The sequence below is a fragment of the Acinetobacter sp. YH12046 genome (genome assembly GCF_013419905.1).
Lineage (GTDB): Bacteria > Pseudomonadota > Gammaproteobacteria > Pseudomonadales > Moraxellaceae > Acinetobacter.
In genome coordinates this window covers 153,394-172,072 of the sequence record NZ_VOZF01000001.1, presented here as the reverse complement: position 1 = coordinate 172,072, position 18,679 = coordinate 153,394, and the positions used below count along the sequence as shown (strand labels likewise).

18 protein-coding genes and 4 tRNA genes are annotated in these 18,679 nt (G+C 44.0%); 20 read left to right on the top strand and 2 right to left on the bottom strand.

Annotated features, from left to right (window positions below; translation table 11 throughout):
• Window positions 1-81: 81 nt before the first annotated feature.
• Entirely contained in the window at window positions 82-876 is a 795-nt protein-coding gene (locus tag FTU03_RS00780; protein ID WP_179991955.1) for a thioesterase family protein, read from the top strand.
• Between the two features lie 107 nt (window positions 877-983).
• Complete coding sequence (gene pgsA / locus FTU03_RS00775; RefSeq protein WP_004781631.1) at window positions 984-1,571, top strand: CDP-diacylglycerol--glycerol-3-phosphate 3-phosphatidyltransferase; 588 nt, start codon at window positions 984-986, stop codon at window positions 1,569-1,571.
• A gap of 953 nt (window positions 1,572-2,524) precedes the next feature.
• On the opposite strand, the gene FTU03_RS00770 is transcribed toward pgsA, so the two are convergent.
• Both FTU03_RS00770 and argH read right to left on the bottom strand, forming a co-directional pair.
• The gene (locus FTU03_RS00770; protein WP_004781637.1) at window positions 2,525-2,800 is read right to left on the bottom strand and encodes an oxidative damage protection protein; all 276 of its coding nucleotides are present in this window, start codon (window positions 2,798-2,800) and stop codon (window positions 2,525-2,527) included.
• A 29-nt stretch (window positions 2,801-2,829) separates the two neighbouring features.
• Window positions 2,830-4,260, bottom strand: a complete 1,431-nt coding sequence (argH, locus tag FTU03_RS00765) for an argininosuccinate lyase (protein WP_051065353.1) — start codon at window positions 4,258-4,260, stop codon at window positions 2,830-2,832.
• Between argH and FTU03_RS00760 the strand changes: the two genes are divergently transcribed.
• The 18 genes from FTU03_RS00760 to FTU03_RS00675 all read left to right on the top strand — a co-directional run bounded on the left by FTU03_RS00760 (window position 4,251) and on the right by FTU03_RS00675 (window position 18,655).
• On the top strand, window positions 4,251-5,405 hold the full coding sequence (locus FTU03_RS00760) for a sensor histidine kinase (RefSeq protein ID WP_179991956.1): 1,155 nt from the start codon (window positions 4,251-4,253) through the stop codon (window positions 5,403-5,405). The two genes, argH and FTU03_RS00760, sit on opposite strands and share 10 nt — an antisense overlap.
• Before the next feature lie 69 nt (window positions 5,406-5,474).
• Complete coding sequence (locus FTU03_RS00755; RefSeq protein WP_005232557.1) at window positions 5,475-6,215, top strand: LytTR family DNA-binding domain-containing protein; 741 nt, start codon at window positions 5,475-5,477, stop codon at window positions 6,213-6,215.
• Between the two features lie 114 nt (window positions 6,216-6,329).
• Complete coding sequence (gene hemC, locus FTU03_RS00750; protein ID WP_179991957.1) at window positions 6,330-7,253, top strand: hydroxymethylbilane synthase; 924 nt, start codon at window positions 6,330-6,332, stop codon at window positions 7,251-7,253.
• A complete protein-coding gene (locus FTU03_RS00745; RefSeq protein WP_179991958.1) occupies window positions 7,253-8,020 on the top strand; it encodes a uroporphyrinogen-III synthase in 768 nt (255 codons plus the stop codon). Before hemC ends, FTU03_RS00745 begins: the two co-directional genes overlap by 1 nt.
• A gap of 7 nt (window positions 8,021-8,027) precedes the next feature.
• The gene (locus tag FTU03_RS00740) at window positions 8,028-8,867 is read left to right on the top strand and encodes a hypothetical protein (protein WP_179991959.1); all 840 of its coding nucleotides are present in this window, start codon (window positions 8,028-8,030) and stop codon (window positions 8,865-8,867) included.
• A 6-nt stretch (window positions 8,868-8,873) separates the two neighbouring features.
• Window positions 8,874-10,067 carry a heme biosynthesis protein HemY gene (locus FTU03_RS00735; RefSeq protein ID WP_179991960.1) on the top strand — a complete coding sequence of 398 codons (1,194 nt, stop codon included), beginning with the start codon at window positions 8,874-8,876 and terminating at the stop codon, window positions 10,065-10,067.
• A gap of 7 nt (window positions 10,068-10,074) precedes the next feature.
• On the top strand, window positions 10,075-10,500 hold the full coding sequence (locus FTU03_RS00730; RefSeq protein WP_004781650.1) for a thioesterase family protein: 426 nt from the start codon (window positions 10,075-10,077) through the stop codon (window positions 10,498-10,500).
• A gap of 154 nt (window positions 10,501-10,654) precedes the next feature.
• Complete coding sequence (locus tag FTU03_RS00725; RefSeq protein ID WP_079281036.1) at window positions 10,655-10,981, top strand: H-NS family nucleoid-associated regulatory protein; 327 nt, start codon at window positions 10,655-10,657, stop codon at window positions 10,979-10,981.
• A 187-nt stretch (window positions 10,982-11,168) separates the two neighbouring features.
• Window positions 11,169-11,912 carry a type II secretion system protein N gene (gene gspN, locus FTU03_RS00720; protein WP_179991961.1) on the top strand — a complete coding sequence of 248 codons (744 nt, stop codon included), beginning with the start codon at window positions 11,169-11,171 and terminating at the stop codon, window positions 11,910-11,912.
• Window positions 11,912-12,769 (top strand): type II secretion system protein N, encoded by an 858-nt coding sequence (locus tag FTU03_RS00715; RefSeq protein WP_179991962.1) that lies wholly within the window; start codon window positions 11,912-11,914, stop codon window positions 12,767-12,769. Before gspN ends, FTU03_RS00715 begins: the two co-directional genes overlap by 1 nt.
• A gap of 38 nt (window positions 12,770-12,807) precedes the next feature.
• The gene (gspD, locus tag FTU03_RS00710; protein WP_179991963.1) at window positions 12,808-15,063 is read left to right on the top strand and encodes a type II secretion system secretin GspD; all 2,256 of its coding nucleotides are present in this window, start codon (window positions 12,808-12,810) and stop codon (window positions 15,061-15,063) included.
• A gap of 62 nt (window positions 15,064-15,125) precedes the next feature.
• Window positions 15,126-15,785: an FHA domain-containing protein gene (locus FTU03_RS00705; RefSeq protein WP_179991964.1), complete on the top strand. Its 660-nt coding sequence runs from the start codon at window positions 15,126-15,128 to the stop codon at window positions 15,783-15,785.
• Between the two features lie 78 nt (window positions 15,786-15,863).
• A complete protein-coding gene (gph, locus tag FTU03_RS00700; RefSeq protein ID WP_179991965.1) occupies window positions 15,864-16,532 on the top strand; it encodes a phosphoglycolate phosphatase in 669 nt (222 codons plus the stop codon).
• 108 nt (window positions 16,533-16,640) lie between these two features.
• Entirely contained in the window at window positions 16,641-18,134 is a 1,494-nt protein-coding gene (gene trpE / locus FTU03_RS00695; RefSeq protein WP_179991966.1) for an anthranilate synthase component I, read from the top strand.
• 98 nt (window positions 18,135-18,232) lie between these two features.
• Window positions 18,233-18,308, top strand: a tRNA-Thr gene (locus tag FTU03_RS00690).
• 55 nt (window positions 18,309-18,363) lie between these two features.
• Window positions 18,364-18,447, top strand: a tRNA-Tyr gene (locus tag FTU03_RS00685).
• Between the two features lie 36 nt (window positions 18,448-18,483).
• Window positions 18,484-18,559 (top strand) — tRNA-Gly (locus tag FTU03_RS00680).
• A 21-nt stretch (window positions 18,560-18,580) separates the two neighbouring features.
• Window positions 18,581-18,655 (top strand) — tRNA-Thr (locus FTU03_RS00675).
• Window positions 18,656-18,679: the final 24 nt, after the last annotated feature.

Sequence of the window (18,679 nt, the reverse complement as noted above, 5' to 3'; positions counted from 1 at the left end):
GACCTTCGAGTCAAAGGTCATTTCTATTCATAGATTTTTCCAGCAATATATCGGTTCATCAGACAAAGTTGAAGGATCGATATGTCGTTGCAAGCACTGTACGCACAAATTGCGCAGCAAGAATGGATTGAAATGCCGCCAGGCTGGGGACAAGGAAGAACCATCTACGGTGGACTTGCAGCTGCAGTCATGATGCAAAAAGCCGTGGTAATAATCAATGATCCTACTAAACGTTTGCTGAGTACCAGTGTGACTTTTGTTGGCCCGGTACAGGAAGGCAAAGCACGCCTAACTGCGGAAATTCTGCGTGAAGGCAAATCGGTCACTACCATCGAAGTGCGTCTATGGCAGGATGAGGCTGTTCAGAGCATTCTGATTGCCAGTTTCGGCGTAGCGCGCGATTCTAGCATTCAGGTACATCAGGAAATCCAGGCTCCGGATTATGCTCCTCCTGAAACCCTGTTCCAGATTCCTGCACAGTTCAAGCTTCCAAAGTGTTTTGATCATTTTGAACTCAGATGGGCGGATTTGAATCTGCCGTGCAGTTCAAGTGTACGTCCTGATTTTGAAGGCTGGTGCCGCTTCCATCCAGATCAACATTCTGACCGTGAATTTCAGTTAGCTGACCTGATGGCCATTTTTGACATCTGGCCACCTGGGGTGTTACCGATGTTTCAGACACTGGCCCCAGCGAGCAGCCTGACCTGGACTGTAACCTATGTGCATCCAGTGCAGCATCAGCTACATGATTGGTTTAAATATAAAGTGATTACAGACCATGCGGCTGACGGTTATTCAACAGAACATGCCTATCTGTGGGATGCAGAAAATCGGCTGATTGCGATGGCCAGACAGACAGTGACGGTGTTTGCCTAGTGACACTTCAAGTCAATTCGTATAAAGTGAAGCGTATTAATGATGGATTAAACCTCGAAAAAAGTGTGCATTTTCATCGTACATGAGGGGAACAATTGGCGGTGTCTATGACTACAGGTCGTATCCTGAATATTCCAAATATCTTGACCTTGGCTCGTATTATCCTGATTCCGGTTTTTTTATTGGTCGCATATTGGCCACCGGCAATGGGATTTAATGAAACCAGTCCTGATGTGACGCGGCATATTATCTTAACGACAATTTTTGTAGTGGCTGCAGTCACTGACTGGTTTGATGGTTATCTGGCGCGTACTCTGAATCAGACGTCTGCTTTTGGTCGTTTTTTGGATCCAGTTGCAGACAAGTTGATGGTCGCTGCTGCGCTTATTGTCTTAGTGCAATGGCAACCTTCGATCTCGATGGCTTTTGCAGCGATTGTGATTATTTCACGGGAAATTACAGTTTCAGCTTTACGTGAATGGATGGCTGAACTCGGTGCGCGTACCAGTGTGGCGGTGTCGACAGTGGGTAAATACAAAACCGCGTTCCAGATGATCGCAATTACGGTTTTCCTGCTGAACTGGCCACCGCTAGAAATGCTGGCTTATGCTTTGCTATATACAGCTGTGGTACTGACCTTATGGTCAATGTTTATTTATCTAAAAGCAGCCTGGCCATATCTGAAACAGCCTTAATCAATAAAAGCTCCTTAAAGGGGCTTTTTTTTATAGCTGAAATAGGAAATATAAAAATAGCAGGCAAAAAAATACCCAGCCTTTGGGGGAAGAACTGGGATGAAATCGGGGGTATTTCTCAGTTATTATTATAGTTATTCAAAGATATCTCATCTTCTTGCTGGTTATTATAGGGAGCACCTTCCACAAAATCATGTGGTTTCTTGTAGCTGAATGTTGTGTTTTGTGAGAGCAATGTATACAGAATTTACAATTGATTATTTTGATACAAATCTGATTGCTTTTCAGTAAGATAATGGCTGCTTAAATTTAAAAAACACGGTAGGAAAATGACAGGTTTTGAGCCTGTTTTTTAGGTCAATAATTTTCGATTTCATGAAAGTTAAAATAGTTTTTAGAGTGCTTTTAAGAGAAATAGAGTATCTATAGAAAAAGAATATCCGAGGAGTCTCTTGTCAGGTATTTAACTCATGATCTGATGAAGAAGTAATTTTCAAATTAAAAAGGGAATTCTTTTTATAGGTTACTTTTTTATAGCATTCGAAGTGATACCTTTCGCTTAATTTACGTAAGAGAAAAGCTTGAGCTTAGATAAAAAAATTTCCATGTAAGGAGTTTTTTTATTCTATGAACTTATAGCTGCTTGTCTTGTGTAAAAAACAAAAAGAGTAGGGCTTTAAACTAAAAGGGGAATCTTTCATAGATTTCCTTTTTGACAAGTAAAATTATGCGCTTGTCTTGCTTAGTTAAAACGCAGTTTAGCTCTTGCAGTATTCATAAAAAAAAGAGCCTTTTCAGGCTCCTTTTTGACATTTGAAACTACGCGCTTCGCTTGTCTTGCGGCGTGGCGGAGCAGTGCTTTTGATATAAGAAAAGCCCCGTTTATGGAGCTTTTCAAATGTTGACCTACGCGCACCTTCGGTGCTTGTCTTGAAGAAAAATAAGGCAGCGCCTTATTTTTCTTCAGGCTTTAGACCTTCAGCTTTTTCCAATGATTCATCATTGTTAAAGAACTTCTCGCGTTGCTCTTCAAGGAACTTTTTCGCATCCGGTTCAAACACGTTTAAACGCTTTTCATTGATCAGCGTGGTCTGGTGTTTCAGCCATTCTTGCCAAGCCTGTTTAGATATCGTATCAAACAGTTCCTGACCCTTTGCACCCGGGAATGGTGCAAAGTCTAAACCTTCCATTTCTTGTTGATACTTACGGCAAAAAACTTGTCGAGACATATCAATACTCCAATTTAAAGCGAAAGCAATTAAGCGTAAAGTTTCTCTAGGCGAGCATGCGCACGTTCGATCGCAGCTTCAACCTGTGCAGGTGCAGTGCCACCGATGTGATTACGTGCATTCACAGATGCTTCTAAAGTCAGAGCTTTTTCAAATACATCTGCTTGAATCAGATCAGAGAACTGTTGCAGTTGCTCAAGTGTCAGTTCAGACAGGTCTTTACCTTCCTGTACACCCAGAGCTACCGCTTTACCCACAATTTCGTGTGCATCACGGAATGCTACGCCATTTTTTACCAGATAATCTGCCAGGTCAGTGGCCGTTGAGAAGCCACGAAGTGCTGCTTCACGCATAATTTCGATGTTTGGTACAAGCGCAGGAATCATATCCGCAAATGCCATTAATGAACCACGGACGGTATCGATCGCATCAAATAATGGTTCTTTGTCTTCCTGGTTATCTTTGTTGTAAGCAAGCGGTTGACCTTTCATTAGGGTCAACAAGCTCATCAGATCACCATATACACGGCCAGTTTTACCACGGATCAGTTCAGGTACATCCGGGTTTTTCTTCTGCGGCATAATAGATGAACCAGTACAGAAACGGTCTGGAATATTTACGAACTTGAACTGAGCCGATGTCCATAGGATCATTTCTTCAGACATACGTGACAGGTGCATCATAATTAAAGATGCCGCAGCATTGAATTCAATACCGAAATCACGGTCAGAAACAGCATCAAGTGAGTTTTCAGCAACAGCTTCAAAACCTAGAAGCTCAGCGGTATAAGCACGGTCAATCGGGTAAGTCGTACCTGCCAGAGCAGCAGAACCGAGTGGCATACGGTTAACACGTTTACGGCAATCAATCAGACGCTCAGAGTCACGTACCAGCATTTCAAACCAAGCCATTAAGTGATGACCAAAAGTCACTGGCTGTGCAGTTTGCAGATGGGTAAAACCTGGCATGATGGTATTGGTATTTTTCGCTGCCAGACCCAGGATGCCTTTTTGCAATTTTTTCAGTAATTCCAGGATGGCATCAATTTCATCACGGACATACAGACGGATATCTGTGGCAACCTGGTCATTACGGCTACGGCCCGTATGCAATTTTTTACCGGTGATGCCGATACGCTGAGTCAGGCGCGACTCAATGTTCATATGCACATCTTCAAGGTCAATGCGCCATTCGAAGTTACCTGCTTCAATATCTGCTTTAATGGCAGTCAGACCTTCGATAATGTCATCACGTTCCTGTTCGGTCAGTACGCCAACTTTTGCCAGCATGGTTGCATGTGCAATCGAGCCTGCAATGTCTTGTTTATAAAAACGTTGGTCAAATTGAACAGATGCTGTAAATTCAGCAACAAAAGCATCAGTCGCTTCAGAGAAACGACCGCCCCACATACCCGAAGTCTGGGCTTGTGATGGATTTGAGGAATTAGAAGATGTGGTCATGTCGGCTCAATCAGATTAAAAGCAGTAGAACGAAAAAGAGTATAACAAATTCAAAGCCCGTTGCCGAAGTCCAAGTCGATCAATCTTTTACATCTCCGACTAGATCAGCGCAAAGCTCCTATTTTTTTAGCCAGATCGGCAAGCTGCACTATTTGCTGGAAATGTTTATTGGCGGCAATGTGCTGGCCATGATCTTAGCCTTGGCAAAAGCACAGTCTTGGCAGGCGCTTAATCTGGCAGATCTACTTCAATATATGCTGTATATCAACTGGGTATTGTTATGTTTTGCAGCGTTAGTCGAGCTTTTTCATCAGCATTTTCAGCGCATGGGGATTAAGCTGGCATTAATCTGCGGATTTCTGCTATTACAGGCGATTGTTTTGGTGACTACGACCAGCCTGAATGTGCTGACTTATTTTGGCAGTAATTTGAATTTTCAAGGATTGAGTCTAGCAGTCGTGATGAATCAGGTCGGTCTACATCTGAGTTTTGGTATCCTGTTAGGCATGTTCTGTTTTCGCTATCTGTATTTGCGTGAACAATGGGCACAGCAGCAGCACAGTGAATTAAATGCACGGATTCAGGCCATGCAAGCCAGGATTCATCCGCATTTTCTATTTAATAGTTTGAATAGCGTGATCAGCCTGATCAGTATTGACCCGGACAAAGCCGAACAAATGTTGCTGAATTTGTCCCGTCTTTTTCGGGCCAGTTTTCAGGAATTGAAGCTGGTCAAGTTGCAGGAAGAAATTGAACTCTGCCAGCGCTATCTGGAGATTGAACAGATTCGTCTGGGAGAGCGTTTGCAGGTCGAATGGAAATTAGAAAACAAAGACTTATACTCACAAGTCCAAATTCCATTATTGACTTTACAACCCCTAGTGGAAAATAGTATTTTCCATGGAGTTGAAAAAATTTTGACAAAGAGTACCATAAGCATATTGATTGAAATCTTGCAAAATCAAATTAATATCATCATAACAAACCCCTATACGCAGGATAATAAAACATTAAAAAAGGGACATGGTATTGCAATTGAAAATGTCAGACAGCGTCTGGAAGCTTATTACGGACCTACGATGACGTTTCAGACTTTCGCCGGTGGAGGGGTGTTTACCACGGTTGTGCAATATCGCTATAAATAAAAAGAAATCAAGGAAATCACAGTTAACTTATAATCAAATGAATAATGTTGACTGGATTAAGGAGGAGAAATGGACGTCCTGATTTGTGACGATGAGCCTTTGGCTGTCGAGCGACTATCACGTTTAGTCTCTCAACTGGGGCATGATGTGGTTGCAACAGCTACGCATGGTCGTCAAGCAATTGATCTGGCTCACCAGCATGAACCTGATGTCATCTTATTAGATATTCAAATGCCTGAAATGGATGGTTTGACCTGTGCGCAGCATTTGCGTCAGCTCGACCCGATGCCGGCTATTGTCTTTTGTACGGCCTATGACCAACACGCGCTGGATGCATTCAAGTCTAATGCAGACGGCTACCTGCTTAAACCGGTGATGCAACAGGAATTGGCACAGGTTTTAGAGCATCTAATTAAACTTACCCAAGCTCAAATGAGCCAACTAAAACAAAAAGAAAATATGGAAGAAATCAATATCAGCCGCCATCAAATTGCGGCAAAGACCTATCGCGGGGTCGAATTGGTGCCAGTTGAAAATATCTATTATTTTCTGGCGGATCAAAAATATGTGACCGTACGCCATAAAAACGGCAGTGTCCTGATTGATGAAACCCTGAAGGAGTTGGAACAGGAGTTTGGACATCAGTTCATCAGGATTCACCGTAATGCACTGGTTTCGGTTCACTATCTGGAAGGCTTGGAAGTGGTGAGTTCCGGCCAGTATCAGGTGCGTTGTCGTGAACTGGAAGAGCGTCTGGCGGTCAGCCGGCGTCATTTGCCATTCTTGCGGGAACGGATTCAGAAACTCTAAACGGATCAATGAGTTCGTCTGGACCAGTATTGAAACTTGTATAAATTCGCTTGCATTTTCAAGTGAGCAGGTTAAGTTTAGACTATTGTTCTCATTGACTGTTTATTGAAATTTATGAAGACCCTAAAAATTGCTACTCGACAAAGTCCACTTGCGCTCTGGCAGGCGGAACATATCCGTGCACGCTTACAGGACCTGCATGCTGGACTTCAGGTCGAGTTAGTCACTTTTGTTACACAGGGCGATAAAATTCTCGATACGCCATTGGCAAAAATTGGTGGTAAGGGCTTATTTGTAAAAGAATTAGAAGCAGCCTTACTAGATGGTCGTGCCGATCTGGCCGTCCATTCAATGAAAGATGTACCGATGGCTTTGCCTGAAGGCTTATCTTTGGCAGTCATCTGTGAACGTGAAGATCCACTGGATGCTTTTGTCTCAAATACTTATGCCAGTTTTGACGAATTACCTCAAGGTGCCAAAGTTGGAACTTCGAGCTTGCGCCGTAAAACCCAGATTTTAAAACAGCGTCCAGACCTTGAGATTATCGATTTACGCGGTAATGTGGGTACACGCTTATCCAAGCTGGATGCAGGTCAGTACGATGCAATTATCTTGGCCAGTGCCGGTTTAAAACGCTTGGGCCTTGCAGATCGTATTCGTCATAGTATTGCGCCTGAAGTAAGTTTGCCCGCAGTAGGGCAGGGTGCATTGGGCCTGGAATGCCGGAGTAGAGATCAAGCAGTATTAGATTTAATACAGCCTCTATTACATGCAGAAACTGATGCGTGTGTCCGTGCCGAACGTGCCTTTAATGCCTATCTGGAAGGTGGTTGTCAGGTGCCAATTGCGGGCTATGCTACTTTAAACGAAGGTATTATTTCGATTGAAGGCCGGGTCGGTAGCGTAGATGGCGCAACTTTGCTACGTGCACAGCAGAGCGGAAACATGGCAGATGCAGAACAATTGGGCGTGCAGCTGGCTAAAGATCTGCTAGATCAGGGCGCAGGCGAGTTACTGAAAGCCCTTTATTCAAAATAATGTTGTTCATTAATACCCGTCCGAGTGATCGTGCTGCAAATTTAACGCAAGCCCTACAGACAGCGCAGATTCCGGTGATAGAGTTGCCCTTGCTAGAACTGGTACAGCAGCCTTATACGGATGAGCTGGCCAGTTTATTTAGACAACTACCCCAAGCAAAACTGATTGTCGTAGTGAGTCCGACCGCTGCCCAGATGGGCATGCAATATTTGCAGCAGGCAGGTCTATCATTGAATGATCTTGGAAGTGTCCAGTGGGTCGCTGTAGGTAAAGCTACCGAGCAGGCTTTAGCAAGCTACGGTATCCAGAGTTATGTGCCTGATGTGGAGACTTCGGAAGGGATGCTGCAATTGCCTGTGCTACAGCAGTTAGCTACCGGATCAACTGTCGCCTTTTGGCGAGGTGAAGGTGGGCGTCAGTTTATGATGCAGCATTTAAAGGATCAGCAAATTCATATATTGAATTTCATTTTATATGATCGTCAGTGTCCGCCAGTGACTTCCGAGATATTAGCTAAACATTTGACGAGCCTTGAAGCTAATCCCCGTTATGCAGTCTTGGTCAGCAGTGAAGCGAGCTGGCTTAACTGGCTAGCCTTGATGCAGCCGTATCCGCATCTCATCAATCGGGCATTGTATTTGGTTTTGGGGCCGCGTTTGGCTGCCATGCTTGGGGAATATCAACAGCAACATCAGGCTGGTTTTCAATTCGCTCAGTTAGAGGACTTAAGCGGATCGACGATTTTGCAGCAGCTACTGATGTACTAGGAAACGCATGAAAAAATTATTTATTGTTTTTTTCATCTTGAGCTTGGCGTGGATTGCCAAGCTGAGCTATGACCTGTTTGGCTTAAATTCAGCACAGACTGAATTGACCCAGAATTTGAAGCAGCTGCAACAGCAGAATGCCAATCTGAATGATCAGCTGGTGGCCTTAAAACGTCAGGTTGCTACGGGCCAAGCAGCAAACCCTGAAACACCGAACAAGGGGACAGTTCAGGATACTCCTAGGGCTAACTTGCAGGATGATCTACCTTTAGTTGAGCAATATCTGGATCTGGTTGAGTTTGCCTTGCAGCAGCAACAATATGCAATGGCGATGGAAAAGTTGAACCAATTATCCAATCAGCTTGCACATCTAGAACTGGCACCTGCTCTTCTGGGTAGCCTGAATCAGGCGATTGACAAGGATCGGGAAGTCCTTAAGCAGTTCATCAACAATCGTTTAGTACAACAGAATAAATTAAAAGAATTACTGCAACAGATTGATATTGAGATGGAAAAGGAAATCCAGGTGCAGCATCAGCACCGCGTTACAGCCCAAAGCTCATTTTGGCAGCGCTGGATTCAGATTGAATCAGTCGAGAAACCGAGTGCAGTCTTAATGCAGCGTAATCTGGTCTTAAAAGAAGCTCAGCTGCGTTTACTGATTGCAGAAAATAATGTGCAGCAAGGACAGCAGGTAGCTTTCCAGCAAGCCCTGAAAAGTGTGATCGAGGTATTGGCTCAACTTCCGGATGCGCAAAGCAAACAATGGATTCAACGACTGGAGCAAATTAAGATAGCACCTCAGACGCCTACTCCTCAGCTCAATACGCGTACCCTGATCGGTTAATTGCTTATGAAACAGATTTTACTTGCTTATTTACTGGTTGGTTTGCTGGGCTTAGCGATCTTGAGCGTACTGAGCTATGGTTATGGTGCGGGCTATGTCTATCTGTATTGGCGCGGACTACAAATCCAGACCACTTTCTGGTTCCTGGTGGGCTTGCTTATCGTAATCAGCTTTCTGATGCATATGCTGTGGTATGCGACCAAGCGTTATCTCAGCTTTAAACAGCGTAAACATGAAACGGTATTCAGCTTTGCCCGCTTGCATCCTTATGAGCAGTTAGCCGTAGTTTGGTTATTAAATGCTGCACAAGATCAACGGGATTTTATCCAGCAGTCTTTTAATCAGTCAGGATTGCTCAAGCATATTATTGATGCCCGATTATCCTGGGGACAGCAACAATATAGCGAAGCATTGAGTAGTTTAAATCAGTCCAATCCCATGGCATTTGAACTGGCAGAATTACAGCGGATTGAAATCTATTTATCGCAGCAGGATGGTCAGCAGGCATTAACTCACCTAGAATTTTTAAATCAGCATGAGTTATCTCCCTGGTTAAGACGAGTCAAAACCGCTTATGAGCAGCGTTTAAATGCTTTATGGGGGCAATTTGCCTTACAGTTTCCCTGGTTATATTTACGTTCAACCAAATATGGGCATTTAGACCAAGAAGTAAAAAAAATATGGCTGCAGCAATTATTAATAGCTTATGACCAGGCTACTGAAGATGATTTAGAGTATTTAAAACAACGTTATCTGGATTTAAAACAAGACATATTTAATCGTGACTATGAAGTCAAGCTATTATGGTTGAAACTATTATTTAGAATGCCGGAAATGAGTGTTGAGCATGAAAGCCTTGCTAAACATTTACTGGAACTCCAATTTAATCAGGACGTATTTTATTTATGGTTCCAGCAGCAGTTATTAAAGCAATTTCCAGATTATGCAGATATTGAGCAGCAGATCTCAGTTTGGGATGCAAAATATACTGCACTGCCAATATTAAGTTTTGCCAAATGGCATATTCTACAGGCGACTGGCCGGGTAGAAGAAGCTCAGCAATTGCTGGATCTCTATCCAGATGACATCCGCATGAGCTATTTGAGAATTAAATCTGTATTACAGGGAAGAGATGATTTAATACAGCAGTTAAATGCCGTATTTGAATCGAATGTTAATTTTATCGAAATCAGAATTTGAGGAAATAATGTCAGAATTACAACAATATCCGGTAATTTATTCGCAAACTGTTGCATGGGGAGACATGGATGCGTTTGGGCATGTTAATAATGCCATGTATTACCGTTATATAGAAAGTGCCCGTTTGGCTTATTTGGGTAAATTAAATATTTTTGATGAAGATATTTTAACAGTAGTGGCTTCAAATCAATGCCGTTATTTAAAACCTGTGGTTTATCCAGATCAATTAAAAGTGGCGGCACGAATTGATGAAATTCGGAATAGTGCAGTCAGAATGCATTATTTATTATGGAGTGAACAGCAGCAAAGTATCGTGGCCACTTCAGAAGCAGTAATTGTATGTTTAAATAAAAATATGCAGAAAACTGAAATACCTGAACATATTCGAGAAAAAATAAAATCGCTAGAATTAACTGTACAACATGAAATTTAATATTAGAGTTTTTATCTCTAATTTAATGATTAATTTTGTAATGGCCCTTAAGTTTATTGTTATACATTTAAAATTTTATATTGAATATTACACTTAATATAAATATGATGGGTTCGTTATTTATTAAAAGAAATAATGCTATTTATTGGAGAACATGATGCCAGACATTACAAATTTATCAGTTGAAGAGTTAAAACGTTTACAAGCAGAAGCTGAGTCTTTAATTGCTTTGAAAAAAGATCAGGAAATTGAAGATGCTTATCATCAGGTATTGGATATTGCCGACAAAGTAGGCTTAACGATTGAACAGCTTCTTGAATTTGGTGCTTCTAAACGTAAAAAAACTGCACGTAAGTCTGTAGAGCCACGTTATCGCAGTAAAAGCAATCCGGAAGACACCTGGACTGGTCGCGGTAAACAGCCACGCTGGTTAGTTGCTGAATTAGAGAAAGGCGCAAAACTGGAAGATTTCGTGATCTAATCCTTCTGCCGCATTATTCATCATCAGGCTGTTATGCATACGGCCTGTGATTGATCAGCCAAGCACATCCTGCTTGGTTTTTTTATGCCTATGAATTGGCGTCAGAGAAAAAGTGTGCATAATGTGATTATAAAATGACAAAACTATAAATTTAGGGGTTTCGATTGGATAGGTTGGTCGTGGCGGGATGAGCAATAAGCCGAAAACATTAAAATGGTGGATATTTGCAATTCTAGCCTTTTTTGTCTTTGTGATTCTGCAAGTTCCTGCAGCTTGGTTAATTTCAAAATTTTATAAAAATAATCAGGTTTTACATAATGTAAGCGGGAATATCTGGCAGGGAAGTGCGGACTGGAAAAAAGGTAATCTTCGGGGAAGTCTGAACTGGCAGGTTCGTCCTTTGGACCTGTTGTTGCTGAGATTAGGTGCAAATATTGATCTGCATAGCGGTAATACCCAGTTTTCGGGTGTGATGGGCTATGGTCTGAATAAAACTTTAACCGTCAAAAACCTTGAGGGACAGCTTGCACCTGAAACTTTAAAGAAGATTGCCGACTGGCAATGGCCTACCAACCCGATTCAGTTTAAAGAACTCGATTTTAAATATAAAAAAGAGCAAGGCTTTAGTCATGTAGACGGTCAGATGCAATGGAGTGGTGGTGAACTGATTTACACGTTTGCCCAGCGTCAGGAGCGTATGAATGTACCGGTTCTAAGTGGTCAGTTATCCGATGAGAATGGGCAGCTGCTGTTGGACGTACGCGACAATCGTGATCAACGTATGTTGAATATTAAACTGGATCCAAGCTTGATGCTGGATATTCAGCTGACACAGCGTTTTCTATTGAATGCTCCTTCTTATACGGGTAAAGCTGGATTGGATACTTACGTGATTAGTACCCGTCAGCCTTTAATGGGGGGCTTCAACTGATGGCAAGCCCACTCGATTATTTTAAAAATATTGATCTGAAACAGACAGAACGTGTTGCTCCGATTTTATTGTTTCTGCTGATTCTGTATTTATGCTGGAAATTGGCCGCCTTATTCTGGCTTCTGGTGGCTCCGCCACAAGCGATGCAGATTGATCAGGTAGAACTGGGGTCACAACAGGCTCAAGTGCCAAATATAAGTGCCTTTTCACTATTTCAGGAAAATACTTACGCAGCGAACACTGCTGAAACTGCCAATATTGTCTTGCAGGGGGTTGTGGTGGCGAGCCCAAGCTATAACTCTTCAGCAGTCTTGAAAATTAATGACCAGTCTGACCGTTATCGGGTCGGAGAAGTATTGGGGAATAGCGGTTTTACACTGGCTGAAGTGTATTGGAACCGGGTGATTTTGCGTAAATCAAGCGGTGCTACCCAAGAAATCCTGTTTAAAGGGCTGGAAAATGGTTTAAACCAGCCAATCGTGCCGGATACCTCAGCAGCATCTTCAAATTCGATGCCTCCGATACATACGGAAAGTGGTATGCCCGAACAACCTTCACCGCAGAGTGAAATCAATCGGGCTATCCAGCAGATGCAGGAAAATAAGGACCAGTACTTACAGAATATGGGGGTAAGTGCAGCAGAGGGTGGTTATGAAGTCACTTCACGGACACCGGCTGCACTGCGTAATCGCTTGGGATTAAGACCGGGAGACCGGATTTTGTCTTTGAATGGTCAGACCCTGTCACAGGGACAAACCGAAGCACAATTACTGGAACAGGCTCGACGTGAAGGTCAGGTCAAACTAGAAATAAAACGTGGTGATCAGGTGATGACCATACAACAGGATTTGAAGTGATGTGTCATCACGCATAGGGTTAGGAAACACAAAAGTTTATGGCTTTATTTAATAATAATCGATCAGCATGGGCATTCTGTGTGGCCGCACCATTGGTTGCTATGGTCAGTACGGCAAGTTATGCGCAAACCTGGAAAATCAATCTCCGGGATGCAGACTTAACCGCCTTCATTAATGAAGTGGCGGATATTACCGGTAAAAATTTTGCGGTAGATCCTCGGGTTCGAGGTAATGTCACGGTCATTTCCAACAAGCCACTGAATAAAAACGAAGTTTATGACCTGTTTTTAGGGGTCTTGAATGTCAATGGTGTAGTGGCCATTCCTTCAGGAAATACCATCAAGCTGGTTCCAGACAGCAATGTCAAAAGCTCCGGGATTCCCTATGATGCACGTCATCGTGCGACTGGTGACCAGATTGTCACTCGCGTGATCTGGCTGGAAAATACCAATCCGAATGACCTGATTCCAGCCCTGCGTCCGTTGATGCCACAGTTTGCCCATTTGGCTGCCGTTCCAGGTACCAATGCACTGATTGTGTCGGACCGAGCCACTAATATCTATCAGCTGGAAACCATCATCCGTAATCTGGATGGCACGGGCCAGAATGATATTGAAGCCATTAGCCTGCAATCCAGTCAGGCCGAAGAAATGATCGAGCTGATTGATTCAATGGCAGCGACAGGTGCAGCTAAAGATCTGCGTGGTTCACGGGTACGGGTCATGGCAGATGTGCGTACCAACCGTATTCTGATTAAAGGGGATCCAGCGACACGCAAGCGCATTCGTCAGATTATTGAAACACTGGATGTGCCTGCAGCAGACCGTCTGGGGGGCTTAAAAGTCTTCCGTTTGAAATATGCCAGTGCCAAGAATCTTTCGGAAATTTTGCAGGGGTTAGTGACAGGGCAGGCAGTCAATACTGGTTTGGATAATTCTTCTTCCAGCTCGTCTTCTTATAATTCGACTAATAACCTGAATAACAACAGTACTACTAACTCAAACAGCTCAACCGCATCCAACATTCAGTTAAATACAGGCATGAAAACCGAGCAGGGCGGGATTAGCAGCTTTAATGCCAATGGCGTCAGTATTATTGCGGATGCCACGCAGAATTCTCTGGTGGTTAAAGCAGACCCGCAACTGATGCGTGAAATTGAATCTGCGATTGATCAGTTGGATGTGCGCCGTCAACAGGTTCTGATTGAAGCTGCAATTATTGAAGTAGAAGGGACAGATGCGGACCAGCTGGGTGTGCAATGGGCTTTGGGGGATATCAGCAGCGGAATTGGCTTAATTAACTTCGATAAGTTTGGTACTAGTCTGAGAAATATTGCGGCGGGCTATCTCGCAGGTGGTGGCTTAGGTGCTGCAAGTACTGTGGGTGCGGGTAGTTCCATTGTGATTGGAGATTTTCAGGAAGGCAGTGATGGTTCACGTCGCCTGTATGGTGCGATGATTCAGGCCTTAAAAGAAACCACCAAGTCTAACCTATTATCTACGCCGTCGATTGTGACCATGGATAATGAAGAAGCCTATATTGTCGTGGGTGAGAATGTACCCTTTGTGACCGGTTCGGTTTCGACCAGTGGCTCAGGCGTGGCTAATCCTTATACCACCATTGAGCGTAAAGATGTTGGGGTGACCTTAAAAGTTGTACCGCACATTGGTGAAGATGGTACGGTACGTCTGGAAGTTGAACAGGAAGTCTCTGCGGTCAATCGAGATCGTGGACAAGCACAGGATTTGGTGACCAGCAAGCGTGCAATTAAAACTTCGATTCTGGCTGAACATGGGCAAACCATCGTACTCGGTGGCTTAATCTCGGATAATACTACGTATGGACGTCAGGCTGTTCCAGGTCTGGGAGCGATTCCGGGTATAGGGCGCTTATTCCGCGCTGAAGGTAAGTCTAATCAGAAACGTAACTTATTGATCTTTATCCATCCAACGATTGTGGGGGATAAAAATGAAGTACGTAAACTGGCCCAACAACGTTATGGTCAACTCTATAGCCTGCAATTGGCACTCGATTCAGACGGTAATTTTGCCAAGCTACCGGAAAGTGTTGAAGATGTGTATCAGCAGCGTATTCCAGTTTCCAAGACACCACTGACGAATTCGTCCTACCAGAATGTTCCGAGTGCGCCAGCGTCAACGCCGTCAGCCGCAGCAGTGGCTACACCAGTGGCAATTGAGCCAAGGATTCAGCGACAAGTGGTACAGCAGCCAGTCCAGCAGGTTGAAAAAAGTAGAAATACCGTTACAACAACCACACTTAGACCAAAAAGCTAGACCATTCGCATTTGCATACAGCATGTTATGATAGTGTCAAAGAGAATAGAGAAGTAGATTTCATGACTTGGAAAATACAGGCAATTACCGATGACTTGACCGGACAGGAAATAGCAATCGACCGTGACATGCTGGTAGGGCGTCATCAGGCGGCTGATATTGTGCTGCAGGCTGCGGAAATCTCGCGTAAGCATGCTGCTTTTCTGCTGAAAAACGATGCACTATGGGTACAGGATCTAGGCTCATCTAATGGCACTTTCGTGAATGACTTGCGTATTGAGCAGGAAACGCGATTAAAACAAGACGATGTAGTCCAGTTTGCCACCTTGAAATTTCTGGTTCTTGAACCTGTAGCGCCTGTTGAAGTGGCGCCAGAAGTTGAAGAAACAGCAGAGCAAGTGGTTGAAGAAATCGAAACGGTTGAGAAAACTCCTGCCCAGCAGATGAATGAGCAGGGCATTCCAGAATTGAAAGAGCGTGATGCTTCAGTCAACTTGACCCGTGATGGTATGCCGACCAATGTCGGTATTCCAAAACCTGCGCCTATTGCTGAAGGGGTAGACCTGAGCTCGGTTAAGCCAGAACCCGCACCGATTCCGGTGGAACAGCCTGTTTCTCGTGTAGAGCAGGAAAAAGAAGCACAGAAAAATGCATCTATTGGACTGATTTCACTAATCGTTCTGATTATTTTGGCGATTATCGCCTGGGTGTTGTTTAAATAAGCCCATGATTGGTTACAATCGAGGCATGCATCACGCATGCCTTTTTTATGGCTGCAAATAAAGAAAATGAGGGGCAGGATGTCAATTGCACAATTGGAACAACGTAAGCTGATTTTATTCGATCTGGATGGTACCTTGGTGGATTCAGCCCATGATCTGTATCGAGCCATGAATATGAGCCTGAATGTCTTGCAGCTACCCCTGGTGACTGAGGAGCAGGTACGGGTGTGGATCGGTAAAGGAACGTCCAAGTTCTGTGAAAGCGTACTCCAGCATTTGGTGGGAGAAGTATTACCTGCCCAGCATCAGGAATTACTTGCGACGTTCCTGGAAATTTATAATGCCGATCCTTGTGTAGATACCAAGCCATTTGACGGAATTATCGAGTTTCTGGAATGGGGTAAGGCTAACGATAAAAAACTGATCTGTGTGACCAATAAACCAGAAGAACCGGCACGCAGTATTCTGGATATTCTGGAAATGGCGCAATACTTTGATGACACGATTGGTGGTGATCGCTTTACCGAGCGTAAGCCAGATCCGCGTCAGTTGTTGCATTGTGTGGAGCATTATGGCGTGACCAAAGAGCAGGTACTGATGATCGGGGACTCAGTCAATGACATCGAAGCTGCGCGCCGTGCGGGTATAGATTGTATTGTAGTCAGCTATGGCTATAATCATGGTGAAAATATAGCAGACTGTGATCCTCAAGAAATTGTCGATGATCTACGTGAGTTGCTTGCTTAAATAGGGTACGAAGGAAATAAGATGAATAGTTGTAAGGTTTTTCGATGGCGTCGCTCAGTCCAATTCCATTTCCATACTGAGTAACCCTAATTTAAAGAGAAAAACCGAATGACAACTTCAGCTCAATTCCAGCAACTTGCATCTCAAGGCTACAACTTGATTCCTGTATACCGCCAGCGCCTGGCTGATACTGATACTCCTTTATCTATCTTTGCCCGTCTAAAACAGCACCAACAGGCTTATCTGTTCGAATCTGTGGAAGGGGGAGAAAACTGGGCGCGCTATTCAATTATCGGCCTGGGTGAATCGACTGTATTCTCCTGTAATGCGGGTGAACTGACTGTTCAGCATCCAGATGGCTCTATTGAAAAACAGCACTGTGCCGATCCATTCCAGTATATCCGTGACTTTCAGGCACAGTTTAAAGTACCGACCCAGGCAGAACTTCCAGCCTTACCAAGCTTTACCGGTGGTCTTGTCGGTTACTTTGGTTATGACTCAGTACGTTATATCGAACCTAAGCTAAAAAATGTGCCTGAAGCTGATCCGGTAGGCTTGCCAGATATCTGGATGATGCTGTCCAAAACCGTCATCGTATTCGATAATCTGAAAGATACCCTGTTCCTGATTGTCCATGCCGATGCAGCGGATCAGGCAGCTTATGAGAAAGCGCAGCAGCAGCTGGATGAGCTGGAAAATATTCTGGCAACACCAGTGAGCCTGAAAGCAGAAAAACATACAGCACCGCACTTTGAGTCTTTAACTGGACATGACAACTTTATTGCCTCTATTGAAAAGGTAAAAGAGTACATTCGTGCCGGAGATGTGATGCAGGTCGTGCCGGGTCATCGTATGGTTTCTGATTTCGATGGTGAGCCTTTACAGGTCTATCGCGCATTACGTCATCTTAATCCATCACCTTACCTGTTCCTCGTGCAAGGGCAGACCCTAGAAAATAATACGCCGTTCCATATTGTGGGTTCTTCACCGGAAATTCTTTCTCGTCTGGAAAATGGCATTGCGACTGTTCGTCCACTGGCGGGTACGCGTCCACGTGGCAAGACCAAAGAAGAAGATCTGGCACTGGAAAAAGATTTACTGTCTGATGAAAAAGAAATTGCCGAGCACTTAATGCTGATTGACCTGGGCCGAAATGATGTCGGTCGAGTATCCAAAATCGGTAAAGTACAAGTCACTGATCAAATGGTGATCGAACGTTACTCGCATGTGATGCACATTGTGTCGAATGTACAAGGTGAAGTGCGTGATGATGTCGATGCACTGGATGTTTTTAAGGCAACTTTCCCTGCGGGAACACTTTCTGGTGCGCCAAAAATTCGTGCCATGGAAATTATTGACGAAGTTGAGCCAGTGAAACGCGGAATTTTTGGCGGCGCTGTTGGTTATTTAGGCTGGCATGGTGAAATGGACATGTCGATTGCCATTCGTACCTGCGTGATTCGTGAAAATAAGGTCTATGTTCAGGCTGGAGCAGGGCTGGTTGCGGACTCAAATCCTGAGTCAGAATGGAATGAAACCCAAATAAAAGCTCGTGCAGTGATCAAAGCGGTTGAATTATCATCAAACGGATTGATTTTGTGAGTTTTTGGCGTTTTTTTTGAAAAAAACACTTGCATGGATTCTGAGTTTTGCTAAACTGCACACCGTTCCGATACGAAACGTACGAAACACTAAGAAACGCCGGCATAGCTCAGTTGGTAGAGCAACTGACTTGTAATCAGTAGGTCCACAGTTCGAATCCGTGTGCCGGCACCATCTTAGAGAGTTTGGAGTGCGAAGTAAAGAACGACACTGATGTAAGTGTAAAAATGGTGAGGTTCCCGAGCGGTCAAAGGGGGCGGACTGTAACTCCGCTACGAAAGTTTCGAAGGTTCGAATCCTTCCCTCACCACCAATTTTAAGACTTCAAAGTGGTAAGTACCAACATCGTGCGGGAGTAGCTCAGTTGGTAGAGCGGCAGCCTTCCAAGCTGCATGTCGCGAGTTCGATTCTCGTCTCCCGCTCCATTGTTTGAAGTGCTAATATTTGCTCTTATAGCTCAGTGGTAGAGCACTCCCTTGGTAAGGGAGAGGTCTCGAGTTCAAATCTCGATAAGAGCTCCAGATTACAGTTTGGCAACGTGGTTG